We start from the raw sequence: 22,727 nt of genomic DNA, 5'->3' as shown, positions 1-22,727 counted from the left end.
GCCGGTAAGGCGATGCACTTACCGTATTTTACTTGTAAGCATGAGCAAACGTCCAGCGTATTTGTGTTGTATCTTGCGAAATATCTGGATAAAGAGGGAATGGGGAGTGGGGAGTGGGGAGCAGGGGGACAAGGGGACAAGGGGACAAGGGGACAAGGTGACAAAAGTTTAGAGCTTCCAACAAGTCTTTCCCCTTGTCCCCAATTCTCAAGAGTCCCCAAGTCCTCTTTCCCATGCCCAATGCGTAGTTAAGAACTCAGCACTGAAAAATACTTGACTTTAAAGGACTTATCGCGCTAAGTTTAAACAAACCATTCGGTCGGTAATATTTTATTTACAGCAATTTTCAATTTAATTCCCACTTCTCATAGTCCATTCATCTAAAAATCGCTGTAATGTCCAAAGGCGAGGAAACAAAAAGCAGAATTCTCCACCAAGCAGCCGAACTGTTTAACCAACAGGGATATGCAGGCTCATCAATGTCAGACATCATGCGTGTGACGGGATTGCAGAAAGGAGGAATTTACAATCACTTCCAAAGCAAAGATGATCTCGCGTTACAAGCTTTTGACTTTGCGATCGCTCGTATCCATCAGCATACTAGATTAGCATTACGAAGCAAACGCCACGCAGTAGAACGTCTACAAGCAATCATTGGCATATTTAGTACCTTTACAGAAAATCCACCTATCAAGGGAGGGTGTCCACTTTTGAATACTGCTGTGGAGAGTGATGATGCTCATCCGGCGTTGCGGGAACGCGCTCAACAAGCGATGAATTCTTGGCTGCATCTGATTCGTCGAATTGTTGAAACGGGAATTAAAAAGGGTGAAATTCGCCCTGAAGTTAGTGCTGATGAAATCGCTACTATCATAATTGCAACATTAGAAGGAGCAGTAATGATGAGCAAGCTTTATGGAGATTCAATTCACATGCAGAGGGTGATTAATCACTTGAATGAATATTTAGAGACTCACCTAAGAATGTATGCCAAAAATTAAGGTATAGAAAATAATGCTGCTAAATAATAACTTTCATAGACCATTAGAAGTAATATTAGAAATTCCTGTAAAAACATACGACATTGATTTTATGGGAATCGTCAGTAATATTGTGTATATCAGATGGCTAGAAGATTTACGTTTAAAGTTTTTAGATGAACACTGGCAACTCAATCAACAAATCAAGCAAGGATATGCGCCTGTTTTAGCTGGAACTGAAATTGAATATAAACGTCCGATAAAGATTATCGATCAAGTAATTGGACGTTTATGGTTGAGTAATTTAGGACGGTTAAAGTGGACTGTACAAGCGGAAATTTTATCTAACAATAAGTTAGCAGCAGTAGCTACTCAAAAAGGCGCTTTTGTTAGTTTACAAAATAGTCGTCCTATTCCTATTCCAGAGGAATTACAGAATAAATATTTCGAGCATCAAAAAGAGAATTTGAAAGACTCTTTATAAAGTAATACCCTTGAGTTATACCAATTCTGTATGAAGATGCGCTCAACCATATTTAAGTACAAGAAAGAAAAACGAACCACAAAGGACGCATAGACACGAAGTGGCTTCCCGCAGGGTAGGACACAAAGAAAGAAAGAATTTAAGAGGGTTTGGCGCAGCCTCACAAAGAAATGGTATTAAGACTTTATCCTCCCTAACCCTCCTTAAAAAGGAGGGAACTAGAGCAAGCCTTTTTAAGGTAATACAATAAAATTCTAGTTCGTAGTGAGCGATGAATCGCTCATAGGATTTATCAGGACTAAAGTCCTTACTACAAACTTTAATTTATTTGCGTCTAGCTGTTGAAACGATGAGGGCTATTTTCAAACACACCAATTTACTTAGCACTATTCAATATACTTTCGATATCTGCTAGCTGCACCACTCCTGAAAAATTTGGACTATTAATTACAAAAAAAGGTGTGCCAGAAACAGCCAATTTCTCAGCTAGTTGAATATCTTTTGTAATTGCGGTATTAGCAAGAGTCAGGTCGCGTTTAAATTTACCCAAATCTAGGTTGAGCTTTTTAGCAATATCTAAATATAATGCCTTACCTAGTTGCTTTTGATTAGTAAATAGCGCATCATGATATTCCCAGAATTTGCCTTGCTGATATGCCGCCCAAGCTGCTGTTGCAGCTGGTAATGCTTCAGCATGAATTGAAACTAATGGTAAATTCTTGTAAACTAATCTTATCTTATCTGGATATTTTGCTAACAATTCTTTCAATGTTTTATGCGCCTCAGCACAGTAAGGACATTGAAAATCTGAAAATTCTATTAGCAAAGTTTTTGATTTAGTTGAACCTGTAGTGGGAGAGTCACCAATCACGGTTTGAGGATTTGTCTTTAAATCCTGTAAAAATCCTTGCTGTTCTTGCTTGACTTTCTGTTGTTGTAGCTGTTGATAGGCTTGAACAGATTCGATAATTGCCTCTGGATGGTCACGGATAACTTGTAATACTTGCTGTTCAAATTGTGGATCAATGCGGCTAGCAGCTTGTGCAGGAAATGACCAAGTAACAACCAAAACTAGTAAACTTATTGCTGTCCAAGTACGTAGATATTGAAATAAGAGAGTAAAACAATCAAAGAATGTACGCATACAAAAACTCATAAATATTTTTTGTTTCAGCCATAGACACGTATTCGCTTCTACTTAAGAGTAATATCATGTCCGCTTGATTACTTATTAAACCTTAAGAACCCCACCCCGCCTCCGGGGAAAGGCTAGGGGTGGGGTATAACTAATTACGCGGACTTGATATAAGCTTCAATTTAAAAAGAGCCAGCAATCATCCCAGCAAGTAAAATAAAACCAATCCAGACGTTTTGGCGGAACATTTGACCATAAACAGGATTAGGTAAGTCTCGCTGTGTTAATCGCACAGACTGCCAAACCCATCCGATAGTAGCAACTGCAAGGCTAATCCAGAAGGCTAAGTGCAGATGTATGAGTATACCCAACCAAGCCAATAACAAGATTGTGCCAGCAAAGAAAATTCCAATAGCTACAGGGGCATAATTCCCAAAAAATAGAGCGCTAGAATTGATACCAATGCGGCGATCGTCTTCCTTGTCGCTCATAGCATAAACTGTATCAAATCCCAATGTCCATAGTACAGTCGCGCCCCAAAGTAACCAAGTTGCTTGGGAAATGGTTTGTGTGACTGCACTCCAGCTAATCAACACGCCGAAACCCCAAGCAATTGAAAGTACCAGTTGCGGTACAGGAAACACCCGCTTTGCACCTGGATAAAGCAAAATTACCGGCACTGCTGCCACGCATAACCAGAAACTCAGGGGGTTAAGATAAAATGCCAAAATAGCTGCACATGCTAGGGAGACGATCGCAACTACAATGCCAACTTTCACGGATAAGGCGCGAGAAGCGAGAGGGCGATCGCGTGTTCTCTCCACTTCTGGATCTATATCCCGATCCCACAAATCATTGACTACACATCCGGCGGCACTCGTAGCCAGAGTACCTAATATAATCACACCAACCAGAGGTAAAGGCGGTTTCCCAGAAGCTGCCAAAAAAACAGCCCAAAGGGCAGGAATCATTAAAATTAACCGTCCTTCTGGTTTATGCCAGCGCAAAAGCCGGACAATTACAAGCCAAACTGGTTTCTGGGGGCGTTCTGGCGTCCTTAACATAAGAATGGAGAGTGGGGAGTGGGGAATGGGGAGTAGGGTATAGGGAGTGCAAAGAGGGCATTGTTTATTTGGGATTGCGTATTAAGAAAACTTTTCTCTAGTTCCTATTCCCTATTCCCTATTCCCTAATTTACACTTCTTTACATCTATAGAATAACGTTATTTGTTATTTGTAAAAACATAACCTCAAGTGGCAACTTTAAATATTTTTAAATAGTCACTAGGTTAGGAGCAGTAGGGTGCATATACTTAGCTCAGTTACCCTCGATCAAAGATGAAGAATGCTGAGTACTTATTACTCACTACTTAGTTTGAGCTAGTACAGGTCGGCGGAAATAAACCTACTATTTCATTACAGCCAGAAAGCCCAAAATTAAAGCTTTTTGACTTTTAAATGGGTGACTTCCGCCTTTCGGTACTAGTGTGTTGCAACAAATATCAGTGCCAGCTACCCCGACATACCACCGTTTGCCATTATTTCTTATAAAGAGAGAAACTAGATGCTGAATTTAGCTTCTAGCTGGGAGAGTGCTCCAACTCAACCACCTAAGCAAGACCGGATTATTGCTGCCATTGACATGGGAACAAATTCTCTACACATGGTAGTAGTTAAGATTGATCCCACATTACCAGCTTTCAGCATTATCGCTAGAGAAAAAGAAACTGTCAGACTAGGCGATCGCAATCTTAAGACTGGGGAACTAAAACCAGAGATCATTGAAAAAGCGATCGCAGCCTTAGGACGCTTTCAAGAAGTTGCCAAAACTATCAATGCTGAAAGTACCATTGCTGTGGCAACTAGCGCTGTGCGAGAAGCACCCAATGGTAAAGATTTTTTGCACAGAGTAAAAACGGAATTGGGTTTAAGCGTTGACTTGATTTCTGGTCAAGAAGAAGCGCGACGAATCTACCTTGGCGTGCTGTCGGGGATGGAATTTAACAACCAACCCCACATGATTATTGATATTGGCGGTGGTTCCACAGAGTTAATTTTGGGCGATAGTCACCAAGCACGCACTCTCACCAGTACCAAAGTTGGTGCAGTGCGACTAACTAGCGAGTTAATCAACACCGACCCCATCAGCAACACTGAGTTTCAATACCTGCAAGCCTACGCACGCGGGATGTTAGAACGTTCTGTGGATGAGGTACTAGCAAATTTAGAGTCTGGGGAGTCTCCCCGTTTGGTGGGTACGGCTGGCACAATTGAAACGCTGGCGATGATTCATGCACGAGAAAAATCGGATGTTATTCCTTCGATTCTTAATGGCTACCAGTTCAGTCTTAAAGACTTGCAAGAGTTGGTAAATCGCTTGCGGAAACTGAGTTACTCAGAAAGGGCTGCGATTCCCGGTATGCCAGAGAAGCGGGCTGAAGTTATACTCGCTGGTGCAGTCATATTACAGGAAGCAATGACCCTTTTGGGTACGGAATCGGTTACAGTTTGTGAGCGTTCACTGCGAGAAGGTGTAATAGTAGACTGGATGCTAACCCACGGTTTAATTGAAGATAAGCTGCGCTACCAAAGTTCAGTTCGGGAACGGAATGTTTTAAAACTTGCTAATAAATACCACGTCAATTTAGAATATAGCGATCGCGTGGCAAAATTTGCCGAGAGTTTATTTGACCAAACTCAAGGTACGTTACACCACTGGGGATCAGACGAGCGACAATTGCTGTGGGCAGCTGCGATATTACACAATTGCGGTCATTATGTCAGCCATTCGTCTCACCACAAGCACTCTTACTATCTAATTCGCAATGGTGAATTACTCGGTTATACAGAAACTGAGATTGAAATCATAGCCAATTTAGCGCGTTATCATCGCAAATCGCCGCCTAAGAAAAAACATGAAAATTCCCAGATTTTGCTGAATAAACACCAGCGACAAATGGTCAGTCAATTGAGTGCAATTTTAAGATTGGCTGTAGCATTAGATAGGCGACAAATTGGTGCGATCGCGCAAGTACAATGTGAATATTATGAACAATTTCAGCAGGTGAATTTACTGGTTTTCCCATCTCAACCTGATGATGATTGTGGATTAGAACTTTGGAGCTTAGACTATAAAAAAGGAGTATTTGAGGAAGAATTTGGAGTGAAATTAGTAGCGACTTTAGAAAAGTCTAGCGTTGCTAAATTGTCTTAGAAAGTAGGGTGCGTTAACGCAGTGTAACGCGCCCGCTTAATGTATAAACGCACATATATGCGCTATTACAAATCATATCTAATTTATGCATTTGCTTTCAAAATTACATTTAAATTTTCATCCTACTTAAGGATGAATAAATAAACTACCTAAAGAAATAGTTCAAAAACAAAAATTAGACTTAAAATGATATATATAGTTAATAGTCTATTTACTTTAGGTTATGTTGCTATTGGATATCTAAGCTGGGAAAACTTAGATATCCTTATATAAAATTTTAATTAAACAAGTAAATTGTTCAGTTTTATGCAGTGAAGAATACTCAGACTTGAGCATACAGCTTGTGTTACATTATTGTAATAATTCCTCAGCTTTGAGAGGTATGATCGATATCAAAGCTTGAGGTAAAAAACTCTGATGAATTTATCTGTGACAGCTTCCCCGGCTAAAATAGTTAAAAACTAAAGAATGGTTGAAAATTATAATGATTATCATTGCCATCTAAATGAATATTTAATTTATTGAAAGCTTTCTCTTATAGTGGTTTTGGTAATTTCTACTCTGATTCAGGCTCGTCAATAAGTTAAAAAGCTGGTTTTTACCCCACCCTAACCCTTACTACAAACTTTTCATTACTAGTTTAGATATTGTATTACTGCTGTTCACGCAAAAAGTTCTTTAACCACCTAATTACTTCGCTTGTTGTTTGCTCATTTGCCATTTTGAGACATTGCTGCACAATTCCTGTGACGTTAGGAAAGTAGTTGCTTTCTGTAAGCACATAACTTTCTTCCTGGAATCGATAAATTAATAACTGATTACTCTTTAATATCCAAACTTCTGGCACTCGATAAGGCAAAAAATCATTAACGTCGGTGTAGCTTGTCACATCTATTTCAATTGCTAAATCTGGTGGTGGATCTGACTCCCAATTAATTCTTTTTTTGCCTACTACTGCTCTGCAATTTTCAATGTAAAAGCAAAAGTCTGGTTCAATGCCACTAATTTCTGGCAAGCTCATGGTGATAGGCGTAAATGACTCGTATATGCGGTTTAAGTGGTCAAGTAGAGCTATTACTATCAATGCCAACAAACTCGCATCTCTTCCATGCTCTGGTAGCGGTGCCATTAGTAAAATCTCTCCTCTTCGATATTTAATGCGAGGCGAGGAGCGATCACCTAGTTGCTGACTCAATACTTGATAGTCTTTCCAGTCTCCCAAAAGCTTTAACACTGCGCCAGGTGGTAACTCGATTCTTTCTGGTGTAATTACGGTATCCATAATTAGCTCGCATTATTTACATCGAAGATAGGCGATCGCAGAATTCATGAACTCAATGAACAGATCCTTATATCAAAGGCTTTTGCTGACAAATACAAAGCCACGGCTCTTATTTACTGAGGAATCAGTTGTAAGCATTGCTTTCCATAAATCTGCTGTTTTTACCCAGACTGGTGGATATTTGTAACGAGAAACATCAAGAATTAAAAACCTATCTGTTTGCTCATTATATGCTGCTAAAGGAGAAATATGCCCACCTGTTTCTTGACCTATTTCTTTGCGTAAATAGTTTACTAAAACAAAGTTTCGCGGTTGTTTTAAATTTTCTGCCGCTTGTTTGCGGAACTGCTCTAAACTAGTGTCGGCAGCGTGGTAAACATTAACTTTAACGCCATAGCTGGCTAGTAATTGCCCTAACTGATCTAAAGTCATACCTTGGCGAGACACAACTTCAGGAGTTAGCACTTTTTTTGTATTATCATTACTAAAAAAGTTTTCTTGAGTGAATATTCGATATGGCTTGTACTGCGGTGCTTCTGGTGCTGGAATTTGTAAACTATTCAGTACCATAACCATACTTGCAACACCACAATATGCCTGATTATTTTGAGTGGTGAATTGTATACTCAGTGGAAAAAAGTCTTCATTTGATTTACTCTGAAGCAATAATTTTTCCCCTTCAGGCGTATTAAAACCTACTAAGTTAGAGGAAAGCGGTAATGTTTGAGAAAGAACGCTTCCACTAGAGATACATAATCCAATAGTTAAAGCTTTGAAAAATGTTTTACTTATTTTTCGTAACATAGCATTTATAAGTACTGTAAAATTTTCAAATCAGATCATATCAATGATCTCACGCCAAGATGCTAAATAAGTATAAAATTTTAGGAGAAATAGTATAAAAATGCTTACTGTTGCTAAACCCAAGCGAGTTGCGCTGGCAATCTTTTCTTTTAGTGTCTTGCTTTACAGTCAAGTCGCCTCAGCTGCCTTGACTTTACCTCTACGCAGCAAAAAGGGAATGGTGGTTTCGGCCCATCCCTTAGCAAGTGAAGCGGGAATTTTGATGTTACGCAAAGGTGGTAATGCAGTGGATGCAGCTGTCGCTACAACCTTTGCAATCTCAGTAGTTGAACCTTTTTCAGCCGGAATCGGCGGCGGCGGATTTTTGCTGATGCATTCTGAGAAAACTGGTGAGATGAAAGCTTTAGATTTCCGCGAACGCGCACCCCTGAAAGCTACAAGAAATATGTATCTAGATGCAAAAGGAAAAGTGCGTCCCAATGCAAGTATTAATGGTTATTTGGCAGTAGGCACACCAGGAACGGTGGCGGGACTTTATGAACTGCATCGTCGCTATGGTAAGCTTCCTTGGCAAGAGGTAATGAAACCTGCGATCGCACTTGCTAATGGCTTTGTCCTCAGTCCTCAAATTACTTGGCGTTCCCTCCCAGAATACGAAAACCGCAAGGAAGCAATTCTCAAAAATCCAGCAGCGCGAGAAATTTTTACTCGTAATGGTGAGTTTTATCAACCAGGAGAGAAGCTGGTGCAGCGTGATTTGGCACGAACTTTAGCAGAAATTGCCAAAAATCCCCAAAGTTTTTACACCGGAAGTATTGCTCGGGCGATCGCTTCTGATATGGTAAAAAATGGTGGTTTGATTACTCTAGAAGACCTCAAAGCCTACAAACCAATCTGGCGGACTCCTGTTTGTAGCAATTTTCGTAAAGCTAAAATTTGCTCAATGCCACCACCGTCATCAGGAGGCGTTCATCTATTGCAGATTTTAAATATTATTGGTGACACTGATTTGAAATCTTTGGGATGGCATCATCCCGATGCTATACATTTAATGGTTGAAGCAATGAAGATTGCTTACGCCGATCGCTCAGAATATTTAGGCGATCCTGATTTTGTTAAAGTTCCTGTGAAAGAACTGCTCAGTCCAGGTTACGCTAAAAAACGCCGTCAAGAAATTAATATGCAAGTGGCTAGACCTTCGACCGAAGTCAAGCCAGTAGATAAAGAGACACTACAACGTTTTAGTCAAGCTAATAATCAGAAATCGGCAAATAATATCATCCCATCATCGCTTCAGTCTCTACAAACGAACACAAGTCGCCATGAATCTACTGAAACTAGTCATCTTACGGTTGTAGATGAAGAACGCAACGCCGTAAGTCTGACTTTCACAATTAACCTTGGTTTTGGTGCTGGTGTCGTGACACCGGGAACTGGAATTGTTCTTAACAATGAGATGGATGATTTTGCTTCTGCGCCAGGAGTGCCTAATGCCTTTGGTTTGGTTGGTAACGATGCCAATGCGATCGCACCTCGTAAAACTCCCTTATCCAGCATGACTCCGATAATTGTCACAGAAAATGGTCATTTCCGCATGGCAGCAGGTGCGCCTGGTGGTAGCACTATCATCACCCAGGTTTTGCAAGTGATCCTAAATGTGCTGGAATACAACATGGATGTTGGTGCGGCTGTTTCTGTTCCACGCATACATCATCAATGGCTTCCAGATCAGTTGCGCGTCGAATCCTGGGGTTTGGATGCTCTCACTGTGGAAGACTTACGCCGTCGGGGACACAAAATAAAAGAAACTATTCCTTGGGGTAATGGTAATGCGATCGCTGTAACATCTGATGGAACTCTAGAAGGGGCCGCTGATCCTCGCGGTGAAGGTTCTCCCAGAGGTTTGTGAGCGAGTCAGAGACTAAGAAGACGCAGAGACACTAAAAATAGTAAATGATCAATGACTATTGATTTTGGGCTGTTGATTCTACATAGCTGCTGCTGCCAAACTCATTTGCCCGTGCGCTAGGTACTAGTGTCCAACCTGCTTTGAGAAGTTTTTGATAAGTTGCCCAACCTTTAGATCCACCTGGTATTTGATAATCTGGGACTGTAAAACCTCTAAAAGCTGTGTAAGGACGCCAAGGTTGATTAGGTTCTGTCTGCAAATACAAAATTTTCTCTCCGTCACCACCAGACTTAGGTAACCAGCACATTTGTCGATGCATTGCAAACTCCTTGTTCTTTTAAGTAATATGCATAATAGCAGATTTTTGTCAAGTCAATTATCACCCTTGTGGGATACTTTTTTGTCTAACACTTTAGACAAAGTGTAATTAAGTTCTATCCATTTCAAGATAGTTACTTAACAAGCGATAACTTGGAATACATCTGCTAGAACACGAAGATAAACAGCTTTGCCTCACCTTATTTATCGGGTGAGATTTTTCTAATGTATCCGCGTTTTTTGGGATTGGGTGTAACAATCACTACTATTTTCGCTGGAGTTCGCAATTAGAAGATTTGTTTTTCTGATTAGATACATAAAGACTATTGCCAATCTCGGAAATTACTTATAAAACTAGATAAGTCGGCATGGTAAAACCCATGTATATTTAGTTTTGCCAAAAGTGTGGAACAACCAATGCATAAGTTATTGGGTGATTTGACGTTTCGTCACATAGCTTGATTTTTTAACTTTATATGCACACTCTCTCTTCGTCCTCTTTTTTGGGCAAAGGTATTGGATATCACTAGTATAAATTTTAAGGAAATATTGGATTTAAGATGAAAACCATCGATAAATATATAATTAAAAAACAAATTAAACTAGCTAAACACCCACTTTTCATCCAAATTACTAAAGAAAATTCTTTAGAAAATATGAGATTGTTGGCTCAATACTTGAGCTTCTGGGTTATGTCTTTTCAAGACATAATCCGAATAAATGAGATGCAAATTACTGATAGTAAAATCCATAAAATTGCTCATCATCATTTAGTCGAGGACATGGGGCACGAGCAATGGTTTTTAAGCGATCTTCAAGAGATGAAAGTTGAAGAGCCGAATCTTAAACTGCTATATAGCCGGGATTATGTTTTCACCCGTGATGCAACTTATGCCATAATATCGGAGGTTTTTCGAGCAAGTAGTGATGTTGAAAGAGTTGCTCTGATAATGAGTCTTGAGTCTACAGGTCGCATCTTTTTTCAGTACACTGCAAGCTTAGTGAAACGAGTCGGTTATTCTAGTAAACTCAAGTACTTCTCAATACATCATTTAGATATTGAAAAGAATCACGAACTTTTTGAGCAGGAAATGCAAAAATTTTTAAATAGTATTCACCTTTCTGAAGATGAAGAAGAAAAAATTTGTGGCATCGTTGACCGTGTGTATCAAGCTTTCACAATTATGTTTGATGGCTTTAAGCTTTTATTGAGCAAACAAAGCCAGGTTAAAGCTTTGTTAAGTTAATAAGTAATTTAGAACTTTTGCTACCGACAAGAGGACTTTTCATTAAACCGGAGTTGCAGTTGCGCCTAGCGCAACCGCTATCTCCTAGTGTACCTTCGCATTCAATAAGAAATTGGTCTTTGATAACATGTAATTTGGGTTATCAGAAAGAAGGAGCATACAACTTATCGCCGACAATCTGGCGAATTGTCTCTACTAGTTGAGTATATGCAAAGTCAGATAAAACTGGTTTTGCTCCTTGCAAGTTAATTGGTTGATCTAAATCAATCCATGACTTGCAACCGCCGTATTTAGGGTGATAGGGAATTTCTTGTTGGGGTAGTTTATATGTCCGTAAGAGGAGAATATAAAGCGGCTGGCGTGCTTTCCATTTGAGGCGATCGCTAATAAAATGCTCGTTCCAAATATGGAAGGGAAGCAATGTGTTGACAATAGACTCATCGCTAACTGGCAAAATATCTGTAATTTCAGCCCAACTACCGATGGGTACTTTCTCTGGATGCCAACCTGATGTAACTGGATAAACACGATTAGCATACTCAGCTTTCAGCATGAAAGCTTGTTGATGTTCATAAGTAGGGTAAAGCAAAATTTGCTTGTGAGCAACTTGGAAATGTCCATTTCTTTCATGGATACCGCCTTTGCGAAGCAACATAATTGTTTCGCCACTTTCCAAGGCATTTATGGCGACTGCCCATTCTTTGAGAGCATGAAAAGTTGTAGTCAATTCCATCAGTATCTACTGTAACTCTGGTTTAATTTCAAGCTAAGACCGATAACGTGTGAAACTATCTAGGGGAATGAATTAGAAAGCAAGCAGTTATGGAAAAGCGAACACTAGGTACTTCTGAAGTCCAAATCACACCCATCCTTATGGGAACTTGGCAAGCTGGTAAAAGAATGTGGGTGGGAGTTGAAGATGCTGACTCAATTAAAACGATTCGAGCCGCTTATGAAGCTGGTATAACGACAATTGATACTGCTGAAGCTTATGGTCAAGGACACTCTGAGCAAATTGTCGCTGAAGCTTTATCTGATGTACGCGATCGTGTGGAGTATGCCACGAAAGTTTTTGCTAACCATCTAAAGTATAAACAAGTCATTGAAGCTTGCGATCGTTCCTTAACGAACCTGAAAACTGATTACATTGATCTTTACCAAATACATTGGCCCTCCGGTGCTTTCAATAGTGAAATAGTACCTATTGAGGAAACTATGAGCGCTCTTAACCTGCTCAAAGAACAAGGTAAAATTCGAGCTATTGGTGTTTCCAATTTTTCCCACGCCCAGTTGGCAGAAGCAGCAAGTTATGGACGTATTGATAGTTTACAACCACCCTATTCTTTATTCTGGAGACAGGTAGAACAAGATGTATTGCCCTATTGTATCGAAAATAATATTTCTATCCTTGCTTATTCGTCTTTAGCACAGGGGTTGTTAACAGGTAAATTTGCTCATGGTCATAAATTTGACCCAGCAGATAACCGTGCTAAAAATAAACTGTTTCAAGGCGAAAACTTTGAACGTGCTCAACAGGCGCTACAACAACTTCGTCCCATAGCCCTTCTTCATAATTGTACACTTGCTCAGTTAGCTTTAGCCTGGTTAATTGCTCAACCTCAAACAAATGCTATTGCCGGGGCGCGTTATCCCGAACAAGCACAAGACAACGCCTTAGCCGCTCAAATTAAGCTTTCCGCCGCCCAATTGGCAGAAATTGATGCCATTGGACGTATTGTTACCGACAATCTGGATAACAGTCCAATTATGTGGAATTGGTAACAATGCAGTTTGGTTAGTCATGCTTATCTCTCCAAGATCCCCTCAAATCTCTTAAAAAGATAGTCTGGGATCAAATCTCTAGAGCTAAATTGCAAAATCTAACAAAACGTCAACTTTAGTAAACTAGGGGTTGCAACTCACAAATTAAGTGATAAATTAAATACTAGGACACGAAAAGAAAAAACCAAACTCAAAGGGTAAATGACTTAGTGTCCCCTGTCATCAACCCAAGCAAATTTCAGCATATCAAATGAAGTGGTAAAAAGCCGAATATAGAAGGCAAACCCAAATCCTATAGCGGAAAAACGCAATAATGCTGAGTTTGTTCGTCGTTTAGTCAACCTTAGTTATTAAGTTTTAATTACTTAACTTAGTTTAACAATTTGAACCCTGTAAACTCGATAAAACCTGGTCAACCTCGACCAGGTTTTTGGCATTTTATTGTCAGAGCTACGGCATGAGCAATGGATGCAATACCGTTTCACTTTAAGGTTTATACATTTAGGCAAGCAGGGGAGCAGAGGAGCAGAGGAGCAGAGGAGCAGGGGAGCAGAGGGGAAAGAATTTGTATCAGGATTTTAGTGAAATGGTACAAATGGTAACATTACCCTGGTAGTCTAAATACTTACAGTTAATCCTGTGCGTTCCTGGTTATTAGTTACCTCTGTCATGCTTATGGCTATAAAAACTAGCGTTTTTGGTGCGAATTATGTAAAAGCTAAAAAGCAAAAGCATCCAGGGCATTGGCAAAAAACCACACTAGCTCAGTTTTTCCGCTTGCCTTTGTACTTCCTAATAGCTCTGCTATGGATTCTTGGTTCACTCGTACTAGCAAGAGTTCCTAGCTCAATTAATTTATCATCTCAACTACCAATTCATAATCTTACGTCGCTGGCTGTAGTCACTGACCCAGCCTCACTAATAGAGCAGGGCAAAGTTTTATACAATAGCGGAAACTTTACCAAGGCGGTAGAACTGTTACAACAGGCTGTTAAAGTATATAAGCAGCAAGGGGAGAGTATCAGACTGGCAGCAACACTAGTCCAAGCGCAACTAAATTACTTGGGAATACTCATTGAAGATCAACGAACTTATATGTTGATTGGGAATTGGTTGTAATTTGGAGATAAGCTAAATGAGCCGTTTTTTTGTCGCCCTTTTACCACCACAAGACATTCAAGACTACGCCAGTCAGATTAAGCAATACTTCGCCGATCGCTATGCTAGTAGCGGGGCGCTAAAATCTCCGCCTCATATTACCCTGCAACCACCTTTTGAATGGGCAGATGATAACTTGCCACTACTAGAAGCATCTTTGAAGGAATTTGCTAGTAGACAACAGCCAGTAGCAATTACCCTCAAGGGATTTGATGCCTTTGTACCTCGTGTTATATACATTAATGTAGTTAAAAGCCAAGAGCTTTTGACTTTGCAAGCTGATTTAATGACTTATACAGAAAGCAACTTGGGAATCGTTGACAAGGTTTCTAAAACTCGCCCTTTTGCTCCCCATATAACGGTTGCATTTCGAGATTTAACAAAGCAAAACTTTAGAGTTGCTTGGCCAGAATTTGAAAAGCGTCAGTTGCATTTTGAGTTTACTGCCGACAAATTAACATTACTGCTTCACGACGGTAAGCGATGGAATATTAAATCGGAGTTTGGTTTTCTCAGCAATGAGTAACTTCTAAAGTGTATAGTTACATTACTTTTACTTTAGCTTTGCCTGCGAGTCATAGCCATCACCACGTTAACCATAAGCTCCGGCAAATCCCTCAAAGTTGGTAAAATGTCTTCTGCGGAACAAACCAGTGGCAGATCATCTCCAAGCCATACCCAAATCTGTTGACGAGTTATATCTATTAGCCAAGCCAATTGCGTTCCGTTGCTAAGACAATGGAGAATTTTGTTTTGCAAGTCTAGGGTACTTTGGTCAGGAGAGCGAATTTCAATTAACCAGTCAGGCGCTCCCTCTAGAGGGCCATCTTTATCGTCAAGGCGATCGCAAGCTATAACGGAAATATCTGGTACTGGGGAGTAAGGAGGTACGATACAACGCAGTTCTTGCACGGCTTCAAACCGCTCAGTATGACGATTTATGTAATTCACTAAATTGCGTTGTAGCCGTGAGTGAAAAAGGGTTGGCATTGGTTTTTCCAGTGCTTGCCCGTTAATTAACTCCCATGCGGGCGAAGCCTCAATGTTGGGTTGAGAGAGAAACTCGGCTAAAGGGATCTTTGCAACTGACTTCATTTTGACCACTTATGAGAGCATAGATTCTTGCCGTAATTTAATATTAAACTAGTTTCAACTTAGTAATATATCGCACTACTATCAAGTTTAAGACTTCAGCGATATATGCAAACCACTAATTCTCCAAGTGCGATCGCGCTACTTAAACTACCAAAATGACGATCTTACGGCGTTATTGCTGCCTAATTTATAATGGCATGTAATATATGCGATCGCTATTTAGAAACAACCCGAAGTGATCGCTCATCAAAGCTAAACGCTTCAAAGACTTGCATCTTGGGTCACGCATCGCTTAAAGTTTGGAACGACTTGTAAACAAACATGTTAGATTTCTTTATTTCTACTTACATAATTTTTGTAAACCAAGATACATTAAATGGTAGTTTAGTAGCAAAGGAACCAAAAAGTATGGCTGTTAGTAGTCCTGAAGTCATCCGTCATATATTGATTGGACTGGGATATTTAGCTCCTGAGATAGACCCTAAACCGGATCTGACTAAATTTGCTCCCTGGAAGCGCAATAACAACTCCTTGACAGATGATCCTACTGAAGAAGCGATTAAAAAGTTTCAGAAACAGTATCCACAAAAACTTGAGGTTAATGGTAACGCTGACGCCCCAACTCGAAGTGTAATGGAAGAAACAGTCATCGGACTTCAGAATAGATTGAAGTTTCACGGTTTTGCCACCAATGCCGAAATTCCTTCAGATAAGCCTTTTTATGGGCCAGCCACTTATACAGCAGTCAAGAAATTTCAGAAATCTCAAGGTTTAACTGAAAATGGCATTGCCACTATTGAACAGCGTCAAATTCTACAGCAACCTACTCTAACAAACAAGCCGCAGTCGCAGCCACAATCACAGATTAAGCTGATAGATTTATTGGCTCAATTCAAAAAGAATCCTCAAAATCCTTCTTACAGTACAGCCCTAAATAACTTACAACAAAATCTACCCAAAGACGTTTTGCACAAAGTTACTAACAAATGGAGGGGGACAAACGATCAAAATCCTGATATTGTCAAGCTGACAAATCTATTTACTTATTATGATAACAATAATCAAAACCATCGTGATGCACTAAATCACTTACAAAGTCAGATCACCCCAGCTATCTATAAAGAATTTATTAATCTCTGGAATAAGAAATAAACTAACCCTAAAAGTCAATGAAGAGGAAAAGAGGCAGGGAGCAGGGGGCCGAGGAGAGAACCCCATACATAAATGTAGGGCTGCTGGAACAAGGACGTATTATTTCACACGAACAGCGTGCCTCGAAATAAATTTATTTACTCTGAATCTCTCTTAGCAGGAGAACTTAGAATTTTTCCCCCTTGCTCCCTGCTCCCTGCTCCCCTGCCTCTTCTGGTCATGTCCCGCCTGGAACTAAAGTTCTAGGTGGGTGAGTCAAGCCTTCAGTTAAGCTATTCAAACTGTTCACGCCTCGACGGAGTGAAGCAGCATTTATTTTCTTAAACAGTCGATAATGTAAATAAATGTAATAAAATCCTCAGGCAGGACAAAAGTATCTATGCGTGTAATTTTAATGACCGGTAAAGGCGGCGTCGGCAAAACTTCCGTTGCTGCTGCAACTGGACTCCGTTGTGCGGAACTAGGCTATCAGACATTGGTTTTAAGTACAGATCCCGCACATTCGCTGGCAGACAGTTTTGACATAGAACTGGGACATGCACCCCAAAAAATTCGCCCAAATCTGTGGGGTGCAGAATTGGATGCTCTGCAAGAACTTGAGGGAAACTGGGGTGCGGTGAAACGTTACATTACCCAAGTTTTACAGGCAAGGGGTTTAGACGGCATACAGGCAGAAGAATTGGCAATTTTACCAGGTATGGATGAGATTTTTGGCTTGGTAAGGATGAAACGCCATTACGATGAAGGTGAGTTTGATGTTTTAATTATTGACTCAGCCCCCACAGGCACTGCACTGCGCTTGCTAAGTTTACCTGAAGTCGGCGGTTGGTATATGCGCCGTTTTTACAAACCATTCCAAAACATCTCTGTAGCACTTCGCCCTCTGGTTGAACCTTTATTTAGACCAATTGCTGGTTTTTCACTACCAGATAAAGAGGTGATGGATGCACCTTATGAGTTTTATGAACAAATTGAAGCTCTGGAAAAAGTATTAACAGACAATACTCAAACTTCAGTGCGTTTGGTAACTAATCCCGAAAAAATGGTGATTAAAGAGTCTCTAAGGGCCCATGCTTATCTCAGTTTGTATAATGTGGCAACAGATTTAATTGTGGCTAATCGAATTATTCCCCGTGAAGTCCAAGACCCATTTTTCCAACGTTGGAAGGAAAGTCAGGAGCAATATCGCCAGGAGATTCATGATAATTTCCACCCTCTACCGGTGAAAGAAGTTCCACTATTTTCTGAGGAAATGTGCGGTTTAGCTGCCTTAGAACGCCTGAAAGAAACTCTTTATAAAGATGAAGATCCGACTCAGGTTTATTACAAAGAAACGACTATGAGAGTTGTACAAGAGCAAAACCAATACAGCTTAGAAATTTATTTACCCGGGATTCCGAAAAACCAAGTTCAACTGAGTAAAAATGGAGACGAATTAAACATTACTATTGGCAACCACCGTCGTAACTTAGTTTTACCGCAAGCCTTAGCAGCACTACAACCAGGAGGGGCAAAGATAGAAGATGATTATCTTAAAATTCGCTTTACTGACAATATAAAAGTTTAATGTTGCTGCGGCAATGTTTCACAAAAAGTCAAGACTAAAAAGGAAGATTTTTTTGTTATAGCTAATACAGACGCAATTTTTTAGCGTCTGTTTCTATAATGTGTAGTTGAATTTATATAAAAGGTCAATAAATATTTATATTAATGATTTGCCCGTAGTTTTACTGAAGACAAATTGATTAAATAAATTTCAAAATGGCTTTAGATTTAATTATGTCACTTTGCAAATTATTAATTGATTTTGCTATAAGCAATGACCTCTAACCCAGAACCGGATTTACCCTTATGTCGTCATGAAGAAAGTTTGCTACGCCGCATTACAAACCGTATCCGGCGAAGCTTAGAGTTTGAAGAAATTATCACAGTGACGACGGCAGAAGTGCGATCGCTACTAAAAACTGACCGAGTGATGATTTACAAATTTCATGCCGATGGTAGTGGTCAGGTCATTGCTGAGTCAATTTACAACAATTGCTTGCCGTCACTACTGGGGCTGAATTTTCCTGCTGATGATATTCCACCCACTGCTCGGGAACTATTTATTAAATCACGGGTGCGTTCTGTTGTTAATGTTGATACTCAAAAGATTGGTCAAAGTCACCTCCATGACTTGGAAAATGGAGAAACTATATCAGACGAGATCCGTTACCGCCCTGTAGACCCATGTCATCTTGAATATTTGACGGCAATGGGGGTAAAGTCTTCTGTAGTAGCGCCCATTATCTATCAAGATCAACTTTGGGGGCTACTAGTGTCTCATAATTCTCAAGCACGTTTGATTTCAGAATATGAATTAGAAGCAATACAGATGGTAGTCGAGCAGCTGTCAGTGGCGATCGCTCAAAGTACTCTGCTCACTCAAGTCCGCAAAACAGCCGAACAAGAAGCGATCGTTAACCGCATTGCTACCTTACTACATTCATTACCAACAATCGTATTACAACCAGCCCTAGAAGCGGCTGTTGCTGCCTTTAATGGCGTTGGCGGACGGCTTTGCATTAGAAATGCAGGTGTTGATTTCCACAATGGCAACATGAGCAGCTTAACAGAATGTTTAATGCCTGGAAACACTTGTGCCAAGCTTTATCTCTGTGGACAGCAGCCTATAATGCCAGAACAAACTATATATCCATTGATAGAGCAGTATAACGTCTGGCAGGAACACTACAAGTCTGGGAAATACGATACTTGGGCGATTTCAGATATATATCAAACTCCTAGCTTGCGAAGTTTACAACCCGCTTTTCAAGCAACTAAAATTCGTAGCATGTTGATGATCCCACTTCAGTATCGTCAGCAATTGCTGGGCTATTTAAGTATTTTCCGCAACGAAATAGATACAGAAACGCTATGGGCGGGGCAGTATGACAGCGATCAAAGGCAGCTTTACCCCCGTTTATCGTTTGAGGTTTGGCGCGAATCTAAAAAAGCACAAGCTCAAAAATGGACAGTCGAAGAAATTGATCTAGCTACAGACATTGGTAAACATTTTGCTTCAGCAATTCAGCAGTATGAACTATACCAACAAGTACAAACCTTCAATGAAAATTTAGAAAAACAAGTTAAAAGACGCACAGTTGAGTTACAACGGACAGCTGAACAAGAACAGGCTGTTTTTAGAGTTATTGCCGAGATTCGGGAATCTCTTGATACAGATACGATTTTTCAAACAACTACTAAAGAAGTTTGTCAATTAATCAAAGCCGATCGCGTTTCAGTTTATCGTTTTGATTCTAATTGGGGTGGTGAATTTGTTGGGGATTTTGAGGCTGCTAGTCCTTACTGGTCAAATGAGTCTGAACTAGGTGTTAATACAGTTTGGAATGATACCTATTTACAAGATACACAGGGAGGACGCTACCGGAACAATGAAACATTTGCAGTCGATGACATTTACAAGATGGGCTTTGCTCAGTGTCATATTGATAATTTAGAACAGTTTCAAATTCACGCTTTTGTGCTAGCTCCGATTTTCGTTGGGCAAAAACTTTGGGGTTTGTTAGCAACTTATCAACACACTGGGCCTCGGCAATGGAAAGCCTCTGAAGTTAACTTTCTCAGTCAAATTGCGGCTCAAATGGGCGTAGCACTCCAGCAAGCTAATTTACTCACTCAGACACGAGAACAGACGTTAATTTTGCAACAAGCAGCAGAACAACAACGAGTATTGTTTGAAGTTGTTGCCAAAGTTAGGGAATCTCTTGATCTAGATGCAATTTTTCAGACAACTACCCAAGAAATCTGTAAATCACTACAAGCGGATAGAGTTGCAGTTTACCGCTTTCATGATGATTGGAGTGGTGAATATATCGCCGAGTTTGTGGTTGATGGCTGGGTAAAGTTAGTAACTGATACTAATACAGTTTGGCAAGATAGCTATTTGCAGGAAACCCAAGGTGGGCGATATCGTCATAATGAAACCTTTGCAGTTGATGACATCTATCAAGCCGATCATTCTGAGTGCCACGTTGCGGCTCTGGAGCAATTACAGGCAAGGGCTTATGCGATCGCACCTATATTTATCGGGCAACAGCTATGGGGCTTACTAGCAGCTTACCAGAACTCTGCACCCCGCCATTGGGAAGCTTCGGAAATTAAGTTCATTACTCAAATTGCCAATCAGCTTGGGGTCGCACTTCAACAAGCGCAATTGCATAATCAAACCAAAGAGCAGACTCAAAAGCTAACTCAAGCTCTGCATGATTTAAAGCAAACTCAAACCCAACTGATCCAAACTGAGAAAATGTCCTCACTGGGTCAACTAGTAGCTGGTATTGCTCACGAAATTAATAACCCGGTAAACTTTATTTATGGCAACATCAATCATGTCAACGATTACGCCGAAGATTTACTCAGTATACTAAACCTCTATTTGCAAAGTACTCCTAATCCCATTCCTGAGATACGCGATCGCGCCTTCGAGATAGACTTAGAATTTCTGATCGAAGATTTGCCCAAAACTCTATCTTCCATGAAAATTGGAATTGATCGCATCCGGCAAATTGTCTTGAGTTTACGGAATTTCTCTCGCCTTGACCAGGCAGAAATGAAGCCAGTTAATATTCACGAGGGTATTGATAGCACCTTGCTAATTTTGCAGCATCGCTTGAAAGCAAAACCAGAAAGTCCGGCGATTAAATTAGTCAAAGAGTACAGCGATCTGCCTTTAGTAGAGTGCTATGCTGGGCCACTGAATCAGGTATTTATGAATGTTTTAAGCAATGCGATCGATGCCCTAGAAGATTATAGGGAATCTCAATTAAATCCTGATACCAGTCAAATTACCATTAGGACTGCTCTTGGAGAGCTTGAAGGCAATATTAAGAGCGTAGTAATTCGCATAATAGATAATGGCCCAGGAATACCCGAAGCCCTAAAAGCAAGAATCTGCGACCCATTTTTCACTACTAAGCCAGTGGGGAAAGGCACTGGCTTGGGGTTATCAATAAGTTATCAGATTGTTGTAGATAAACACGGTGGTGTGTTTAAATGTGATTCTCAGCCGGGGTTAGGTACAAAATTTTGGATTGAAATTCCGATTAAACAAATCACCAAATAGTATAAACAAAAAATTTTGTATTTTTTAGAGACATAAAAGTTTTAATTAGAGACTTAACGGAAAAAGTCAGGTAATTATTTATAGGACTTACGTATCAAGTACGAAATGTAGGGGCAATTCATGAATTGTCCCTACGGTAAATCAAAGGTTTCACTGCCCGGTTTTTAGCAGTGAAGACACTGATACTTATCCAGTCCAGCAATTATGAGCTAAAATTTTATAAATTTATTTTTAAAATATCAAGTTCAATCTAAAAAAAACTGAAATTTCAGCAGATTTATCACAAAAATAAATACAAAAATTGCACTATTTATATCTCTTTGCCACTTAAAAAAATATTGCAATTACCAAATTCATCTGAAATTATGGCTATGGAATTATTTTAGTCATCTAAACAATATTAGGAGATTGAAAAATGGCTACGATTACAATTTCAGACCTCTCTCAGGAATTACAAGACAACTCACTCTTAAGTGAACTTTCCCCCGAAGAAATTGCTGCTATTAGTGGAAGTGGTTTGTTAGGGCGGATTGTTGGAGGGGTTGTCGGTGGAGTTATAGGATTTGTTACAGGTGGCCCTGGTGGTATTCTTCCAGGTGCTTTAGCTGGCGCCAAGGTAGGAGATTACATCGAAGATGGAAACACATCACATGCTTCTGGAGGAGGCGGTGGTGGTCGTAGTGGCCACGCTACGTATGCAATGATGTAGATAAGTATTAATCTGACTTTTCACGGTAAGTCCTCAAGCCTGGAAAAAGCGTGGTTTTTTCCACATAAGAGGATGTTTGAAAAGTGGTATCTTGTGCTTTTAATCACATTTTTACCCCCCTTAATCTCCCCCTTATAAAGGGGGGAAACAAGAAAAATCTGGTTCCCTCCCCTTTATAAGGGGAGGGTTAGGGTGGGGTAAAAAATATGTGATACATGAATCATGACTTTTCAAACATCCTCTAATTATCAATAGCTTTGAGTTAATGAAAATAGCTAAGGAAAAAATCAGGGTTTAGTAAACCGCTAAAATGAGCTTTTCCACATACCGTGA

Annotated in this window: 19 protein-coding genes; 12 read left to right on the top strand and 7 right to left on the bottom strand. The window is 40.0% G+C overall.

Annotated elements, in window-relative coordinates:
* Positions 1–395: 395 nt before the first annotated feature.
* Positions 396–1,001 (top strand): TetR/AcrR family transcriptional regulator, encoded by a 606-nt coding sequence (locus tag RMZ43_RS04790; protein WP_322654487.1) that lies wholly within the window; start codon positions 396–398, stop codon positions 999–1,001.
* 13 nt (positions 1,002–1,014) lie between these two features.
* Positions 1,015–1,464, top strand: coding sequence for an acyl-CoA thioesterase (locus RMZ43_RS04785; RefSeq protein WP_322654488.1), 450 nt, complete (start codon positions 1,015–1,017; stop codon positions 1,462–1,464).
* Positions 1,465–1,840: 376 nt separating this feature from the next.
* Here RMZ43_RS04785 and RMZ43_RS04780 read toward each other — a convergent pair whose 3' ends face one another.
* Positions 1,841–2,608, bottom strand: a complete 768-nt coding sequence (locus RMZ43_RS04780; protein ID WP_322651283.1) for a DsbA family protein — start codon at positions 2,606–2,608, stop codon at positions 1,841–1,843.
* Between the two features lie 173 nt (positions 2,609–2,781).
* The gene (locus tag RMZ43_RS04775) at positions 2,782–3,663 is read right to left on the bottom strand and encodes a 4-hydroxybenzoate solanesyltransferase (protein ID WP_322654489.1); all 882 of its coding nucleotides are present in this window, start codon (positions 3,661–3,663) and stop codon (positions 2,782–2,784) included.
* A gap of 500 nt (positions 3,664–4,163) precedes the next feature.
* Here RMZ43_RS04775 and RMZ43_RS04770 point away from each other — a divergent pair, with 500 nt between their 5' ends.
* Entirely contained in the window at positions 4,164–5,813 is a 1,650-nt protein-coding gene (locus RMZ43_RS04770; protein WP_322654490.1) for a Ppx/GppA phosphatase family protein, read from the top strand.
* Between the two features lie 652 nt (positions 5,814–6,465).
* On the opposite strand, the gene RMZ43_RS04765 is transcribed toward RMZ43_RS04770, so the two are convergent.
* Positions 6,466–7,095, bottom strand: a complete 630-nt coding sequence (locus tag RMZ43_RS04765) for a Uma2 family endonuclease (RefSeq protein WP_322651286.1) — start codon at positions 7,093–7,095, stop codon at positions 6,466–6,468.
* A 72-nt stretch (positions 7,096–7,167) separates the two neighbouring features.
* Positions 7,168–7,899, bottom strand: a complete 732-nt coding sequence (locus RMZ43_RS04760) for a phytochelatin synthase family protein (protein ID WP_322654491.1) — start codon at positions 7,897–7,899, stop codon at positions 7,168–7,170.
* Between the two features lie 100 nt (positions 7,900–7,999).
* Between RMZ43_RS04760 and ggt the strand changes: the two genes are divergently transcribed.
* Positions 8,000–9,808 (top strand): gamma-glutamyltransferase, encoded by a 1,809-nt coding sequence (gene ggt, locus RMZ43_RS04755; protein ID WP_322654492.1) that lies wholly within the window; start codon positions 8,000–8,002, stop codon positions 9,806–9,808.
* A gap of 55 nt (positions 9,809–9,863) precedes the next feature.
* On the opposite strand, the gene RMZ43_RS04750 is transcribed toward ggt, so the two are convergent.
* Positions 9,864–10,127, bottom strand: coding sequence for a hypothetical protein (locus RMZ43_RS04750; protein WP_109010888.1), 264 nt, complete (start codon positions 10,125–10,127; stop codon positions 9,864–9,866).
* 559 nt (positions 10,128–10,686) lie between these two features.
* Here RMZ43_RS04750 and RMZ43_RS04745 point away from each other — a divergent pair.
* Complete coding sequence (locus tag RMZ43_RS04745; RefSeq protein ID WP_322654493.1) at positions 10,687–11,373, top strand: hypothetical protein; 687 nt, start codon at positions 10,687–10,689, stop codon at positions 11,371–11,373.
* 142 nt (positions 11,374–11,515) lie between these two features.
* Here RMZ43_RS04745 and RMZ43_RS04740 read toward each other — a convergent pair whose 3' ends face one another.
* Positions 11,516–12,106 carry a DUF1802 family protein gene (locus RMZ43_RS04740; RefSeq protein WP_322651290.1) on the bottom strand — a complete coding sequence of 197 codons (591 nt, stop codon included), beginning with the start codon at positions 12,104–12,106 and terminating at the stop codon, positions 11,516–11,518.
* A gap of 89 nt (positions 12,107–12,195) precedes the next feature.
* On the opposite strand from RMZ43_RS04740, the gene RMZ43_RS04735 reads away from it, so the two are divergent.
* The 3 genes from RMZ43_RS04735 (at position 12,196) to RMZ43_RS04725 (ending at position 14,839) form a co-directional block, all read left to right on the top strand.
* A complete protein-coding gene (locus RMZ43_RS04735) occupies positions 12,196–13,155 on the top strand; it encodes an aldo/keto reductase (protein WP_322654494.1) in 960 nt (319 codons plus the stop codon).
* Positions 13,156–13,794: 639 nt separating this feature from the next.
* Complete coding sequence (locus RMZ43_RS04730) at positions 13,795–14,274, top strand: hypothetical protein (protein WP_322654495.1); 480 nt, start codon at positions 13,795–13,797, stop codon at positions 14,272–14,274.
* A gap of 16 nt (positions 14,275–14,290) precedes the next feature.
* Positions 14,291–14,839, top strand: coding sequence for a 2'-5' RNA ligase family protein (locus tag RMZ43_RS04725; RefSeq protein WP_322651293.1), 549 nt, complete (start codon positions 14,291–14,293; stop codon positions 14,837–14,839).
* A 32-nt stretch (positions 14,840–14,871) separates the two neighbouring features.
* Here the strand turns inward: RMZ43_RS04725 and RMZ43_RS04720 are convergent, their stop codons facing one another.
* Entirely contained in the window at positions 14,872–15,408 is a 537-nt protein-coding gene (locus RMZ43_RS04720) for a Uma2 family endonuclease (RefSeq protein WP_322654496.1), read from the bottom strand.
* Between the two features lie 321 nt (positions 15,409–15,729).
* Here RMZ43_RS04720 and RMZ43_RS04715 point away from each other — a divergent pair, with 321 nt between their 5' ends.
* The 4 genes from RMZ43_RS04715 (at position 15,730) to RMZ43_RS04700 (ending at position 22,394) form a co-directional block, all read left to right on the top strand.
* Positions 15,730–16,560 carry a peptidoglycan-binding domain-containing protein gene (locus tag RMZ43_RS04715; RefSeq protein ID WP_322654497.1) on the top strand — a complete coding sequence of 277 codons (831 nt, stop codon included), beginning with the start codon at positions 15,730–15,732 and terminating at the stop codon, positions 16,558–16,560.
* Positions 16,561–16,939: 379 nt separating this feature from the next.
* The gene (locus RMZ43_RS04710; RefSeq protein WP_322654498.1) at positions 16,940–18,127 is read left to right on the top strand and encodes a TRC40/GET3/ArsA family transport-energizing ATPase; all 1,188 of its coding nucleotides are present in this window, start codon (positions 16,940–16,942) and stop codon (positions 18,125–18,127) included.
* Between the two features lie 252 nt (positions 18,128–18,379).
* Positions 18,380–21,685, top strand: a complete 3,306-nt coding sequence (locus tag RMZ43_RS04705; protein WP_322654499.1) for a GAF domain-containing protein — start codon at positions 18,380–18,382, stop codon at positions 21,683–21,685.
* A 415-nt stretch (positions 21,686–22,100) separates the two neighbouring features.
* Positions 22,101–22,394 carry a hypothetical protein gene (locus RMZ43_RS04700; RefSeq protein WP_322654500.1) on the top strand — a complete coding sequence of 98 codons (294 nt, stop codon included), beginning with the start codon at positions 22,101–22,103 and terminating at the stop codon, positions 22,392–22,394.
* Positions 22,395–22,727 lie beyond the last annotated feature (333 nt).

The organism is Nostoc sp. CmiVER01, assembly GCF_034531135.2.
In the GTDB taxonomy this organism is placed as follows: domain Bacteria; phylum Cyanobacteriota; class Cyanobacteriia; order Cyanobacteriales; family Nostocaceae; genus Nostoc.
The sequence above is the reverse complement of the archived record's forward strand: the minus strand, read 5'-3'. Positions and strand labels throughout refer to the sequence as shown.

Coding starts and splice junctions, on each gene's coding strand:
- RMZ43_RS04790 (WP_322654487.1), top strand. CDS start 396: ATGTCCAAAGGCGAGGAAACAAAAAGCAGAATTCTCCACCAAGCAGCC.
- RMZ43_RS04785 (WP_322654488.1), top strand. CDS start 1,015: ATGCTGCTAAATAATAACTTTCATAGACCATTAGAAGTAATATTAGAA.
- RMZ43_RS04780 (WP_322651283.1), bottom strand. CDS start 2,608: ATGCGTACATTCTTTGATTGTTTTACTCTCTTATTTCAATATCTACGT.
- RMZ43_RS04775 (WP_322654489.1), bottom strand. CDS start 3,663: ATGTTAAGGACGCCAGAACGCCCCCAGAAACCAGTTTGGCTTGTAATT.
- RMZ43_RS04770 (WP_322654490.1), top strand. CDS start 4,164: ATGCTGAATTTAGCTTCTAGCTGGGAGAGTGCTCCAACTCAACCACCT.
- RMZ43_RS04765 (WP_322651286.1), bottom strand. CDS start 7,095: ATGGATACCGTAATTACACCAGAAAGAATCGAGTTACCACCTGGCGCA.
- RMZ43_RS04760 (WP_322654491.1), bottom strand. CDS start 7,899: ATGTTACGAAAAATAAGTAAAACATTTTTCAAAGCTTTAACTATTGGA.
- ggt (WP_322654492.1), top strand. CDS start 8,000: ATGCTTACTGTTGCTAAACCCAAGCGAGTTGCGCTGGCAATCTTTTCT.
- RMZ43_RS04750 (WP_109010888.1), bottom strand. CDS start 10,127: ATGCATCGACAAATGTGCTGGTTACCTAAGTCTGGTGGTGACGGAGAG.
- RMZ43_RS04745 (WP_322654493.1), top strand. CDS start 10,687: ATGAAAACCATCGATAAATATATAATTAAAAAACAAATTAAACTAGCT.
- RMZ43_RS04740 (WP_322651290.1), bottom strand. CDS start 12,106: ATGGAATTGACTACAACTTTTCATGCTCTCAAAGAATGGGCAGTCGCC.
- RMZ43_RS04735 (WP_322654494.1), top strand. CDS start 12,196: ATGGAAAAGCGAACACTAGGTACTTCTGAAGTCCAAATCACACCCATC.
- RMZ43_RS04725 (WP_322651293.1), top strand. CDS start 14,291: ATGAGCCGTTTTTTTGTCGCCCTTTTACCACCACAAGACATTCAAGAC.
- RMZ43_RS04720 (WP_322654496.1), bottom strand. CDS start 15,408: ATGAAGTCAGTTGCAAAGATCCCTTTAGCCGAGTTTCTCTCTCAACCC.
- RMZ43_RS04715 (WP_322654497.1), top strand. CDS start 15,730: ATGTTAGATTTCTTTATTTCTACTTACATAATTTTTGTAAACCAAGAT.
- RMZ43_RS04710 (WP_322654498.1), top strand. CDS start 16,940: ATGCGTGTAATTTTAATGACCGGTAAAGGCGGCGTCGGCAAAACTTCC.
- RMZ43_RS04705 (WP_322654499.1), top strand. CDS start 18,380: ATGACCTCTAACCCAGAACCGGATTTACCCTTATGTCGTCATGAAGAA.
- RMZ43_RS04700 (WP_322654500.1), top strand. CDS start 22,101: ATGGCTACGATTACAATTTCAGACCTCTCTCAGGAATTACAAGACAAC.